Genomic DNA, 12,012 nt, shown 5'->3' on the forward strand with positions numbered 1-12,012 from the left:
AAGGGCCGCCGCCGTTCCTGTTGTCATCAATCGATTCATCATATCGAGCGACGCCGCCTTCACGACTTGTCCTGCGCATTGTCGGCTACCAGCACCGCGCCATTGACGAAGCTCGCACGATCAGACAGCGCAAAGACGATCAGATTGGCGAGCTCCTGCGGCCTGCCCCAGCGCGTATTGCGCATCGAATTGTTTTCCGACCAGCGCTTGCGTTCGGCTTCCGCCTCGTCCTCGCTCAGATTGCGCTTGGCGAGCTCGCGCTCCCATTTTGCAAAACGTTCCGGAGTATTGACGAAACCGGGAACGACGCAGTTGACGCGAATGTTGTGCGGCCCGAATTCATTGGCGAGAATTTTGGAGAAGCGGATCTCGGCCGACTTGGCCGGACCGGTGCATGACGACAGGAACGGCGGCATTGTCACCATGATCCCGGTTTCGCCCGACACGTTGACGATGCTGCCGCCGTTCTGCTCGATCATGATCGGGATGATGCGCTGACAGATACGGAACTGAGCGAAGAAATTGATCGCCATGCCGTATTGCAGCTCCTCGTCGGTGACTTCGAGGAACGGCTTGTAGGTGCCGGTACCGGCATTGTTGACCAGGATGTCGATGCGGCCGAGGCGGTCGCGGGCGGCCGCCGGCAGCCGCTCGATCTGTTTCAAATCGGTCACGTCCAGCGAAAGCGTTTCGACCTTGACGCCGGTAGTCCGCCCGACGTCAGCGCGACATTCGGCCAGCGCGTCTTCGCGGCGCGCGCAGACCAGCACCTTGACACCTTCCTCCGCCAGCAGGCGCACGGTCTCGAGACCGATGCCCTTGCTGCCGCCGGTAACGATCGCAGTCTTGCCTTCAAGTCCAAGTTTCATTTGGTCGTATCCCCTTGAGATCGGGTCAGGCGATCGAGCAGCCTGCGCACAGGCATCGATCCGCCGCTGCGCGCCGAGGCGAAGACCTCGGCCGCAAGGCTGGTGCCTTCGCCGGCCGGAAGTCCGGTGCCGGCCAGACGGCTCTCAAAAACCTCGGTGGCGCGGGCTTCGTCCTGGAACACCAGAACCTTCGGCGCCTCTCGCGCGGTCCGGCGATGACGCGTACCATTTTCCATCTCCAGCTCGACGGTCGCGTCGAGATGCGTACCGATCGTGTCCGGCTCGACAATCGTCTTTCCGACGAGTGCCATGATCTCCCGGTCCTGGCGGTGCTCGACGCCCATGTCGTAGTCAAGGCGGCCGTAGCGCAGCATGGCGGCGACCGCGAAGGCGGTGCTGGCCTGGGTCTGCACCGTCCGCGTGAACGGTCCTTTGAAGGACGTTCCCGGATATTGCGTATAGGGCTCCCAGATCGTCACGGTGATCCGCTTCACCTGCGACAGATCGATGCCGTCGCGGTGGAGCACATGCGCCGCCAGCACCGCGGACATGTTGTCGCCCAGGGTTGCGAACGGCTTTGCCATGATGCCGATCATCGTCGTGACATCGGGGCCTCGCTGCCATTGTTCTGGCGTGCGATCGAGGCCGGCAAGCGAGCGCAACAACCCCTTCGGTCCTTCTAGTGCATCGGGCGCCCCCTGGACGCCGCGCGCCGCAAGCTCCGCGGCCACCAGCCCACCCTGGGCGGCGCGCCCGTTCTGTACGCGCCATTCGTCGGAGCCGCAGCGCACCGGCTCCAGCGTACCGCCGGTCGCGCAGGCCGCGATTGCAACCGCGCTGGTGGACCTCGGTGGATCGAGCCCAAGTGCGGCTGCGGCCGCCGCCGCGGCACCGATCGTGCCGAAGGTCGGGCTGGTCCGCACGCCCCTGCCGATCAGGCCGCGGGCAACAACTTCACCCGCACCAAGCCATTTGAGCGCGGAATAGCCGACCGTGAGAGCGGTCAATACGGTGCGCAGCGGCGCATCCAGCGTTTCGCCAAGCGACACCGCGACCGGCGCAATCAGGGATCCCGGATGCGTCCATGAATCGTGGTCGGTGTCGTCCTGAAAATGGGCGTGAACGGCAATGCCGTTGGCGAGAACCGCCTCGGACAGCGCGGCATGTTTGCCGCTCGCCCAGATGCGCGCGGTGCGCGGTCCAGGCAGCGCCTCCGCAGCCATCGAGCGCGCGGCCGCGGCCGTCGGCTCGTGTCGCGCCGCCAGCGCGAGCCCCAGCGAGTCGAGCAGGCAAATGGCCGCCTTCGCGGCAACGTCCGGGGACAGTTCACTCGCCGATGTCGTTGCGGCGAAGGTACCGAGCAGCGCGGTGGCGTTCAACGCAGCGGACATCACAAGTACTCCTCGGCAAGCGCAACGTCGCGAATTTCGGCAACAGTGCCGCTCCGCCTGACCTCGCCACCGCGCATCACGTAGCCGCGTGTGGCAAGCTTGAGCGCCGGACGCGCCATCTGCTCGGTCATGAGAATGGTCGTGCCGCGCTGTTGCATATGGCGGATCGCCTCGCTGATCTGCGCGATCCACACCGGCGCAAGCCCGAGAAAGGGCTCATCTAGCAGCAGCAGCTTGGGAAACGAGCTCATGGCGCGCGCCAGGGCGACGATCTGCTGTTGTCCCCCCGACAATTGTCCGGCCGGCTGGCTGGCGCGCTCCCTCAGGATCGGAAAGATGCCGCAGAGCCAGGCCCAAGCTTCGCGCTGGGCCGCCCCGCCGTGCCAGCAGGCGCCGCTCAGGACATTGTCAGCGACCGACATGGTCGCGAATACGCGGCGGCCTTCGGGCGAATAACCCATTCCGGCCCGCGCGCGGCCATCGCAGGATACGGCGCTGAGATCATGGCCCGCGAAGCGCACGCTGCCATGCGAGGCCTTGACCAGACCGATGACGGCGTTGATCAGGCTCGACTTGCCGGCACCATTGGCGCCGATCAGCAGGACCGTCTCACCCTCGGCGACGTCGATCGAGACACCGCGGATCGCCGTGATGCCGCCATAGCGGACTTCCAGATCTTCCACCGCCAGCATTATGCCGCCTCCTCGTCCACTGTCCCGAGATAGGCGTCGATGACATCCTTCCGTGCCAGGACTTCGGCCGGAGCGCCCTCGGCCAGGACATGACCAGAATCGAGCACCAGTATTCTTGGACAGAGGCGGCGCACGAGATCCATGTCATGCTCGACGATCAGGACCCCGCAACCGAGCTCTGTCCTTACGTGGCGCACGAAAGCATCGACCCGTAGGCGCTCCCGCCGCTCGAGACCGGCCGCCGGCTCGTCGAGCAGTAGGACTTTCGGCCGAGCGGCGCAGGCCAGAATGAGGCCCAGCATCTTCTGGAGCCCGTACGGCAGCTTGTCGCTCTGCTCATCGAGCTGCGCTTCAAGCTCGAACTCGTCGATCAGCGGCGCGACACTCTCCCATCCGGGCCCGCTGCCGCTGAAGCGAAGGGCCCGAGAAATGTTCTCGCGCACCGATGCCGTACGGAAGGTGTTGGTTTGTTGGAAGCTGCGGATAATTCCCATGCGACTGACGGCATGGAGCGGCTTGCCCGTCATGTCCTTGCCGTCGAGCCGCACCCGGCCGGTGGTCGGCGGCAGCATGCCGCAAATGACGTTGATGAGCGTGGTCTTGCCGGCGCCGTTTGGCCCGATGACGCCAAGGATGTCGCCTGGCGGGATGGCGAAGCTGACGTTGTCGAAGACATGCAGCCCGCCGAATCGCTTGGAGATGCCAGCGACTTCGAGCAGCGCGCCGCCGTCGGTACGTCCGGTGCGTTCAGCCGTCATTGCAGCGGCTCCATCGCATTGGGCACGCTCAGCGTCGGCGACGAGGCGACGGTGGAAGACCGCGACGGCGGCGGCGGGGAAAACACGCGGACACCGAGGCGATGGATCGTCCCGACGATGCCCTCGCGCGCGACCAGCACCACCACCACGATCAGGAAGCCGAACAGGAACTGGGAATACTCCCCGCGCAATGCGAAGACGTCTCCCGCCCAGATCAGCAGGGCGCCACCGACAACCGGGCCAAGCATGCTGCTCTTCCCGCCGATGATTGCATAGGCAATGTAGTTGACCGATGATAGCGCGCTGAATGAGGTCGGATGGGCGGTGAGCAGCATGTTGACGAGGGCGAAACCAGCGAGCCCGGATACACCCGCCGCGATGGCGAAGCCGAACGCCTTGTAGTGCCAAACGACGAGGCCGAGACTTTGGGCAAGCAGTTCGTTCTCTTCGATCGCCGCGAAGTGCTGGCGAAGCGTGCGGGTCACCGCAGCCGTGACGATGGCGCCGGCGAGCGCCAGGCCGATCGTGACCTGAAGCACCGCGCGGTTGTCGGCGAGTTCCAGCCCGAACAGCGTCACGGCCGCCATGCCGACCAATCCATTGGACCCACCGGTCAATCCCGGCGTTTCGAACAACAACAGTTGCGTGATCTCGGTGAGGACAAACGTGACCAGCACGAAATAGACGCCGGTCAGGCGGAGCACCAATGCACCGAGCGGCAGCGCAAACAGCGCCGGCACCACGAAGCTGGCAAGCCCCAGCAGCAGCACGTCGGTCACGCCGTGACGAAGCCCAAGAATCGCGACGGTGTAACCGCCGATCGCCATGAAGGTCGGCACGGCGAAGGTCATCAGATTCATGCTCAGCATGATGTAGACGCTGAAGGCAGCCGTAATCGCGATCAGCATCTGGTTGGCCAGCGAATAGACCATCGGGTTCTGGCTGAGCCAGGGGACTGCGAAAGCGGCCGCGATGACCACGACGCTTGCCGCCTCGGCCAGGTCGCCGCGCTTGGAGAGGGAGTGGGCTGTCATGTGCTCAAGCTCCCCGAACCCGGTGACCGAACAGGCCGGATGGCTTGACCACCAGCATGACCAGGACGAGCACGAACAGCGCGAGCGCGCCCTTCGAGCCGCCGAGATAGACCGCTGAGAACGCCTCCGCCATGCCGACGATGAAGGCCGCGACCGTCGCACCACCGACGCTGCCGAGACCGCCGAGGATGACGATCAGGAAGGACGTCGCCAGCACGGGATCACCGATATGCGGCGCGAGCGACAGGATCGGTGTTACCAGCGCGCCGGTGAGGCCGGCGAGCCCCGTCGCCAGGGCGAAGGCGGCCGGGAACAGAATCGCGGGACGCAGTCCCTGCGCCGTCGCAACCGCGCGGTCATCGGCCAGCGCACGCAGCGCGCGGCCGAAATCGGTGTAATAGATCAGGCCGTAGATCGACACGATCCCGATGATGCAGACGCCCAGCACCACGAGATTCTCAATCGGCACAAAGAATCCATGGCCATGAATCACACCGGTCAATGGAAAGGCGAAGGCCGGAGATTGCGGCCCGAACACCACCAATATGCCGCTCGACATCATCAAATAGAGGCCGAGCGTCAGCATCAGCGTCGCCAGATGATCGTCGATCACGTGATCCAGAACGAAGCGCTCGAACAGGAATCCGAGCACCGTGGTACCTAGCACCGCGCAGATCACCGCCAGCACGTAAGGCATGCCGAGATAGGTCACCGCGGAATAGGCGAGATATCCTCCGAGAACGTAGAAGCCGCCATGCGCGAAATTGACGACTCCGAGAATGCCGAAGATCAGGGTGAAGCCGAGGGCGAGCAGCGCGTACTGCGCACCCAGGCTGATGCCGATGAGGCTGGTGGCGACAAAACCTTGCACGGAGTACCCGCTACTTGCCGCCAGTCGCTTCAACCCTGATGGTCGGTTGCAGCTTGCCTTTTTCCACGAGTCCGACGCCAAACGGGAACGACAGTTCCTGGTTGATGCCGAAGAAATCCTGCCCGATCCAGTGACCGGGACCGATATTGGGATCCTCGACTGGCAAAGATCGCAGGGCTTCAGCAACCTTGGCCGTGTCCGAGATGGTACCGGCCTTGGCGATGGCCTTGGTTACCATGCGGGCGGCGGAGACCCACTGAAAGAACAGATTGTTTTCCGGCCGCTCGGCAGCGAGCAGTTTCTTGTACTCGTCGGCGATCAATTGCACTCTCTCGTCAATGAGAACCGGTTCGTACCAATAGAAGTCCTTCAGCACCTCATCGCCACCGGCGACGCGGGAAATTTCGCTGTATCCCGGACCGCCCAGACGTCCGATTGGTCCCTCAAAGCCAGCCTGACGCAATTGCTTCACGATGATGCCGGCGTCGCCAGGGGGCGACGAAGCGAGATCGACGGCGTCGGGCTTCGCATTCATGATCCGGGTAACAATCGGCGCGAAATTCGTGGTGCCACGCTGATAGTATTCCTCGGAAGCAGTGATGCCGGTTCTCTTGTATGCGTCGGCGTCGACGCTCGCGATATCCGTGCCGCCTTGGTCGTTCGGCGCGACCAGCACCACGCTCTTCATGCCGAACTTCTGCTTGGCGATCTTGATGATCGGTTCAGCCCAGCCCGAAGGCCCCGGTCCCATGTGAAAGACCAGCGGCAACTGCGGCGATAGCGCATCCTTGGCGTAACCGTTGCCCATCACCAGCATCGAATTGCGCTTGGCGATCGGCTTTACGCCGGTGAGCTCAGGCGAGCCGATCGGGCCGATGATGAATTTAACCCCCTGCCCTGCCAGCGTATTGGCCGCAGCGGCGGCGCCTTCAGCCGTATACTTGCTGTCGATGGCGACAACGTTGACCTTGCACGGCGCCCCATCGACCTTGATCAGACCGTCCCGGTTGGCCTCTGCGGCGACGAGCTCGACCGCACCGCGCAGCGCGAGCCCCCATTGCGCGGCGGGACCCGACAGGACGCCGACGACGCCGAGCGTCAATTCCTGTCCCGCCGCCATCACCGAAACATTCGAACTGGCAAGCGCAGCGCCGACGGCGATGCCAGACAACAGCAGATCTCTCCGCGTAGTGCTCATCACTCCCCCCGTAATTTGTTGCGGCTCATGCGCCGTCCACTTGTTGCGTGGAAACCCGAAGCGTTCGCTCCGGGGCCGCGCGTATCGCTCGGCGCCGGGACGCTAGGCGCGCGAAGGCCGCCTTGTCAATGAAACGTTTCATTGAAAATTGGGCAGATCAGCTATGCTCAAGATGAGCCACTATTTCCGATAAGCAATAAATATCAACAATAATAGATATTTACACGTTAGATCGAATAACCCGCCAGAGGTCGAGACGACGCCCATCTACTTGCGCACCAGCTTGATGAAACGTTCCACTTGAATCAACCCGGCCTGCCCGTTAGCTTCCGTGGCCCGTCGCGGACAGAAGACGACGGCCAAGGGAGAAACTCGATGATGCGAGGCGCCGTGACGGCTGTGCTTGCCGTGCTTGCGATTCAGTGCAGCCAGGGGGCGCTAGCAGCCGAACCTCAGTTCAAACTGCGGGCTTCGGTGGACACGTCGGCGACACACGGACGGACATTGTCTGCCGCCGACTACCTGAAGAAGCTGCAGGAAAAATCCGGCGGCCGGATCACAACCGAACTCTTCCACAGCGGCCAGTTGTTTCGCGACCGCGACGTGGTGAAGGCGCTGCGTCAGGGCGCGGTCGAGATGGCGATCCCCGGCACCTGGGTGTTGACCGCCTTCGTACCCGATGCCGACGTCTTCCAGCTGCCGGCATTTTTCGGGCAGCCATATCCGGTCGTCTATGCTGCTGCCGACGGCAAGATCGGCGAGATCATCAACAAGCAATTCGAGAGCAAACTCGATGTCAGGTTGCTCGGTCCCTGGCTGCAGCTCGGATATCAAAACACCTACAGCACGAACAAGCCGATCCGCGACTTTGCCGATCAGGCCGGCATGAAGATCCGCAACTCCGGCGGTGCCGGACAATCGGCGCGGGCCAAGTTCTTCAATGCAACACCGAACGTGACAGCCTGGCCGGACGTTCCGCTGGCGCTCTCGCAAGGCACGTTCGACGGGCTGAGCTCGACCGATGAAAGCCTTGCCAGTGCAAAGCTCTGGGAATCCGGTGTGAAATATGGATTTGCGGATCGCGAATTCGTCGGATTCTACGTGCCGATGATCAGCGAGAGCTTCTACAAGAAGCTGCCGCCGGATCTCCAGAAGCTGGTCATCGATCTCTGGCAGGAGAACATCCAGGCCTACCGCAAGAGCATGGAAGAAGCGCAGACCGAGGCACGCCACACTCTGGAAAAGAACGGCATCGTCTTCGTGTCACCGTCCGAGAGCGCACTGGCCGGGGTCCGCTCCAGGATGCTGCCCCTGCAGGACGGCATCGCGAAGGAGTTGCGGATATCGCCCGCCCTGCTGCAGCAGGTGCAGGCGGACGTAACGACCGCCAGCCATTGACTGCGCTCCATGATGAGGATTTGGAATAAGCTTGAACTCCTGTTGATCGGAGTTCTCGGCGCCGCCGCGCTGACAGTCGGGACCGTTCAGGTTATCGGCCGTTACGTGAACAAGAACCTCGTTTTCATCTATGGCGAGGAGGTGGTGGTCTATCTGACCGTCTGGGCGGTGTTCCTGGCGTCGAGCCAGCTGGTCCGGACCGATGGTCATGTCAGGCCCGACGTCGTCCTGCGGCTGTTGCCGCCGCAGGGGCAAAGATGGGTCGAGGCATTCAACTGCTGTGTCGCGATCTTGTTTTGTGGCGGCCTTGCCTATTGCGGCTTCCAGGTTGCCGACGTCGCCCGCAGCCTCGACGAGCGCAGCATCACGGGCCTCGAATTCCCGATGTGGATCTACTACTCGGCCATCCTGACCGGCGCCGTGCTGATGCTGTTGCGCTATGCCATCAAGCTTTATTCGCTCGTCTTCCGCTTCGATCCCGCCACCATGGTCATCGCCGTTCACGATCACTGAGCGATCGGCGACGTCAGCCGTCTTAATGACCGAACTGCCATCGTCAAATTGACCGTCGTGGTCCTGCACCGGGACCCTTCAGGTCCAGCAAATACGAGACCGACGCGATGTGGACGATGCTTTTCCTGCTGATGTTCTTCGGGCTGCTCTGCGCGGGGATGCCGATCTTTCTGGTGCTGGGTCTCTGCGCGGCAGTCCTGTTCAGCTTCAGCGACCAGCCTCTGGTGGCGATCGCGCAGAAGATCGCCGATGAAATGAACTCCAGCACGCTGATGGCCTTGCCGCTGTTCGTGATGGCCGCCGCCTTCATGCGGCGCGGCGGCGTCGCCAAGGCGCTGGTCGACGTCGCCATTGCCTGGTTCGGCCGGTTGCGGGGCGCGCTCGGCCTGGTGACGGTGGTGTCCTGTACCTTGTTTGCCGCGATCTGTGGCTCGTCGGTCGCGACCGCGCTCGCCATGGGCACCATTCTGGTGCCGGCGATGATCGAACGCGGCTATCCCCGTCATTTTGCGCTTGGCGTGGTCGGCGCCTCAGGCACCATCGGCATCGTTATTCCACCCAGCCTGTCGCTGATCCTCTACGGACTAATCGCGGAGCAATCGGTGCCGCGCCTGTTCCTGGCCGGCATCATCCCCGGGCTGCTGCAGGCAGCGATGTTCTTCGGCTGGGTGTTCTACTACTCGCACAAATACGAGCTGCCGCGCGAGCCAGCCGTGCCACGCGCCGAACTGGTGCGGATGAGCCTCAATGCCCTGCCCGCCCTTTGCGTGCCTTTCATCGTGATGGTCGGAATCTACGGCGGCCTGATGACGGTCACCGAAGCCGCCGCGGTTTCGGCCACGGTGGCGCTTCTCGTCAGCCTGTTCTTCTACCGCGGCTTTCAGGTCAGCCAGACCTTGGAGGTGATCGCCGAGGCGATCAAGAGCGCCGCAGCGATCATGATCATCGTTGCGACCGCTCTGGCGTTCGGCCACTGGATGACGGATTCGGGCATCCCCGCATCGCTGGTGAAGTTCACGCTCGACAACCAGCTTCATCCCTGGCAATTCCTGCTCGCGATCAACGTGCTGCTGCTCGTGCTCGGATGCTTTCTCGAGGTCGCCGCCACGCTGCTGGTGGTGATGCCGATCCTTGCGCCTGCGCTGAAACCGCTCGGAATCGATCCCGTTCATTTCGCGATCGTCTTCACCCACAACATGGAGATCGCGCTGGTTCATCCCCCGGTCGGACTGAACCTCTACGTGCTGGCCACGATTTCGACGGCGCCGGTGACCGACGTGGTGCGCGGCGTTCTGCCGTTCCTCGGCCTGCTGCTGCTGTGCCTTGCGATCATCACCTATGTCCCGCAGCTTTCGCTTTGGCTGCCCAATCTGGTCTATGGCGCGGGTTAGCGTCGCCGATCGTCACGACGGAGATCTCGAGCATGTCATCGAAATCGATCCATTGGGCCGGCGAATTCTCAGCGCTCGCGCTCCGCTACGGCGACAGGCCGGCCGTCGTCGACGCAGCCGGCACAACGTCCTATGCGGAGTTGTTCGCCAAAGCCGCCGGCATTGCGGATGCCCTGATGCAGGCCGGGATCGGCCCGGGTGATGCCGTGGCTACATTGTTCCGCAACAGCGCCAACGCCGTTGCGGCCACTTTCGGCGTCATGCTGACGGGCGCTGTCGAAGTCCCGATCAACCCTGCGCTGGGCAGCGACGAACGCGCTTACTGCCTCGCGGTCGCCAACGTTCGCCTATTGATCACCGGCGCGGCCTTCGCGACCGAAAAGGCTGCCGGCCGTCCGAATATCATCGAGGTCGAAAGCGTCGAACAGACCGCGTTGGATCCGGCCGCCTTTCCGCAGGTCGACGGCGACGCGCCGGCGCGTATCGTCTTCACCTCTGGTACCACCGGACGCCCGAAAGGTGCGGTTCACAGCCAGATCGGCCGCTGGACGGCCAACATATTGCTTCGGGCGAACCTGCCGTTCCGCCCGGATTCCGGCAGCAATGTCCTGCTGATGACGCCATTCTCTCACGGCTCCTCGTTGATGACGCATGCCTATCTGTCGTCGGGTGCAGCCGTGACACTGCTCGACGGCGTCGACCCGCCCCGCGTGCTTGATATCCTCGCACGCGGCGCATGCGATGCCATGTTTGCGCCGCCAACTGTGCTGGCAAAGATCGTGGCTGCTGCGGGCACGCGCCACTTCTCGTCGCTGCGCACGATCTTCTGCGGCACGGCGGTGCTGAAGCCCGCGCTCTATGCGCGCGTCAGGGAGATGTTCGGCCCCGTGGTGCGGGTCACATATGGCAAGAGCGAGGTGTTCAATCCGATCACGGTGCTTGAAGCCGAGGAAACTGAGTCCTGGTATGCATCCGGAGGCGAGGACGCCTGCGTCGGCTGGCCCGCTCCTGGTGTTGAGATCGTCATCCGTGGCGAGGACGGCCGGCTGGCCGCGGCGGGCGGCGACGGCGAGGTTCTGATCCGTGCACAACACCTGATGACCGGGTATCGTACCACCGAGGGTTTCAGCGCGCTCGCGCCGAATGAATTCCATGAAACCGGCGATCTCGGCTACATCGATGTCCGAGGCCGGCTGCACCTCACCGGCCGTAGCGCCGACGTCATCAAGTCCGGTGGCTATAAGGTGGCGCCGGAAGAGGTCGAGCGGTTGCTCGCGCCAGCGCTGCAGCCATCGGAGGTCGCGGTCGTCGGCATTCCATCAGATTATTGGGGCGAGGTCATTCTGGCGGCGATCGAAAATCCCGCACCAGGCTGGGAGGAGCGCATCAATCGCGTGGTGCCGACCATGACCGACTACAAGCGCCCGCGCCTGCTGATTGCCCTCGACGAATTACCGCGCAACGGAATCGGCAAGATCCTCCGCGGCGCCATTCGCACCGACGTGCTGTCCCGGTTCCGCATCACCGAAGGGCCGCGGCCGCGGCTCGAAAAGCGCTCCTAGTTCAGCGCGAGAGACAAACAACTCAGTCACAAATATTCTGCGCAGCACGGCTATCGGTCGTTTCATCCACTTCGTTGCGCGTTCTCGGCGTGGTCGGTTGACCGGTTAGTCCGTCAGGTTCGCGTTGACTTCCGGGAATGGAATAGCGCACTTCGCGACCAACGCATCGAGAGCTACCGTACGAAATCGTAGACTGGCGTACAAAATCGCAGGAATGGTAGCGGAGGAGCGACTCGAACCCCCGACATCAGCGTTCTCGTCCTTGCCTTGAATAGCAGCCCCCTACCAAGGTCGGTTCGGAATGCCGACAAGCTAAATCAGCTTCTCTGCTTTCG

General features: G+C 63.1%; 11 protein-coding genes. 4 read left to right on the plus strand and 7 right to left on the minus strand.

The features are described 5' to 3' along the window. Positions 1–59 precede the first annotated feature (59 nt). The 7 genes from ACFFWD_RS42870 to ACFFWD_RS42900 are packed head-to-tail and all read right to left on the minus strand — an operon-like array spanning position 60 to position 6,786. Positions 60–869: an SDR family NAD(P)-dependent oxidoreductase gene (locus ACFFWD_RS42870; RefSeq protein WP_376975467.1), complete on the minus strand. Its 810-nt coding sequence runs from the start codon at positions 867–869 to the stop codon at positions 60–62. After that, positions 866–2,260, minus strand: a complete 1,395-nt coding sequence (locus ACFFWD_RS42875; RefSeq protein WP_376975468.1) for an MmgE/PrpD family protein — start codon at positions 2,258–2,260, stop codon at positions 866–868. The genes ACFFWD_RS42870 and ACFFWD_RS42875 overlap by 4 nt, the downstream gene beginning before the upstream one ends. Next, on the minus strand, positions 2,260–2,952 hold the full coding sequence (locus ACFFWD_RS42880) for an ABC transporter ATP-binding protein (protein WP_376975469.1): 693 nt from the start codon (positions 2,950–2,952) through the stop codon (positions 2,260–2,262). The genes ACFFWD_RS42875 and ACFFWD_RS42880 overlap by 1 nt, the downstream gene beginning before the upstream one ends. Beyond that, positions 2,952–3,710, minus strand: a complete 759-nt coding sequence (locus ACFFWD_RS42885) for an ABC transporter ATP-binding protein (RefSeq protein WP_376975470.1) — start codon at positions 3,708–3,710, stop codon at positions 2,952–2,954. Before ACFFWD_RS42885 ends, ACFFWD_RS42880 begins: the two co-directional genes overlap by 1 nt. Beyond that, positions 3,707–4,744 carry a branched-chain amino acid ABC transporter permease gene (locus ACFFWD_RS42890; protein WP_376975471.1) on the minus strand — a complete coding sequence of 346 codons (1,038 nt, stop codon included), beginning with the start codon at positions 4,742–4,744 and terminating at the stop codon, positions 3,707–3,709. The genes ACFFWD_RS42885 and ACFFWD_RS42890 overlap by 4 nt, the downstream gene beginning before the upstream one ends. Positions 4,745–4,748: 4 nt before the next feature. After that, positions 4,749–5,615 (minus strand): branched-chain amino acid ABC transporter permease, encoded by an 867-nt coding sequence (locus tag ACFFWD_RS42895; RefSeq protein ID WP_376975473.1) that lies wholly within the window; start codon positions 5,613–5,615, stop codon positions 4,749–4,751. Positions 5,616–5,625: 10 nt separating this feature from the next. After that, positions 5,626–6,786, minus strand: a complete 1,161-nt coding sequence (locus tag ACFFWD_RS42900) for an ABC transporter substrate-binding protein (protein ID WP_376975474.1) — start codon at positions 6,784–6,786, stop codon at positions 5,626–5,628. Positions 6,787–7,188: 402 nt separating this feature from the next. Between ACFFWD_RS42900 and dctP the strand changes: the two genes are divergently transcribed. The 4 genes from dctP (at position 7,189) to ACFFWD_RS42920 (ending at position 11,677) form a co-directional block, all read left to right on the plus strand. Continuing rightward, on the plus strand, positions 7,189–8,211 hold the full coding sequence (dctP, locus tag ACFFWD_RS42905; RefSeq protein ID WP_376975475.1) for a TRAP transporter substrate-binding protein DctP: 1,023 nt from the start codon (positions 7,189–7,191) through the stop codon (positions 8,209–8,211). Between the two features lie 9 nt (positions 8,212–8,220). After that, positions 8,221–8,724 (plus strand): TRAP transporter small permease, encoded by a 504-nt coding sequence (locus ACFFWD_RS42910; protein ID WP_376975476.1) that lies wholly within the window; start codon positions 8,221–8,223, stop codon positions 8,722–8,724. A 107-nt stretch (positions 8,725–8,831) separates the two neighbouring features. Continuing rightward, positions 8,832–10,115: a TRAP transporter large permease gene (locus ACFFWD_RS42915; RefSeq protein ID WP_376975477.1), complete on the plus strand. Its 1,284-nt coding sequence runs from the start codon at positions 8,832–8,834 to the stop codon at positions 10,113–10,115. Positions 10,116–10,147: 32 nt separating this feature from the next. Further along, positions 10,148–11,677, plus strand: a complete 1,530-nt coding sequence (locus ACFFWD_RS42920) for a class I adenylate-forming enzyme family protein (protein ID WP_376975478.1) — start codon at positions 10,148–10,150, stop codon at positions 11,675–11,677. Positions 11,678–12,012: the final 335 nt, after the last annotated feature.

Source organism: Bradyrhizobium erythrophlei (assembly GCF_042430365.1).
In the GTDB taxonomy this organism is placed as follows: Bacteria; Pseudomonadota; Alphaproteobacteria; order Rhizobiales; family Xanthobacteraceae; genus Bradyrhizobium; species Bradyrhizobium erythrophlei.

Coding starts and splice junctions, on each gene's coding strand:
- ACFFWD_RS42870 (WP_376975467.1), bottom strand. CDS start 869: ATGAAACTTGGACTTGAAGGCAAGACTGCGATCGTTACCGGCGGCAGC.
- ACFFWD_RS42875 (WP_376975468.1), bottom strand. CDS start 2,260: ATGTCCGCTGCGTTGAACGCCACCGCGCTGCTCGGTACCTTCGCCGCA.
- ACFFWD_RS42880 (WP_376975469.1), bottom strand. CDS start 2,952: ATGCTGGCGGTGGAAGATCTGGAAGTCCGCTATGGCGGCATCACGGCG.
- ACFFWD_RS42885 (WP_376975470.1), bottom strand. CDS start 3,710: ATGACGGCTGAACGCACCGGACGTACCGACGGCGGCGCGCTGCTCGAA.
- ACFFWD_RS42890 (WP_376975471.1), bottom strand. CDS start 4,744: ATGACAGCCCACTCCCTCTCCAAGCGCGGCGACCTGGCCGAGGCGGCA.
- dctP (WP_376975475.1), top strand. CDS start 7,189: ATGATGCGAGGCGCCGTGACGGCTGTGCTTGCCGTGCTTGCGATTCAG.
- ACFFWD_RS42910 (WP_376975476.1), top strand. CDS start 8,221: ATGATGAGGATTTGGAATAAGCTTGAACTCCTGTTGATCGGAGTTCTC.
- ACFFWD_RS42915 (WP_376975477.1), top strand. CDS start 8,832: ATGTGGACGATGCTTTTCCTGCTGATGTTCTTCGGGCTGCTCTGCGCG.
- ACFFWD_RS42920 (WP_376975478.1), top strand. CDS start 10,148: ATGTCATCGAAATCGATCCATTGGGCCGGCGAATTCTCAGCGCTCGCG.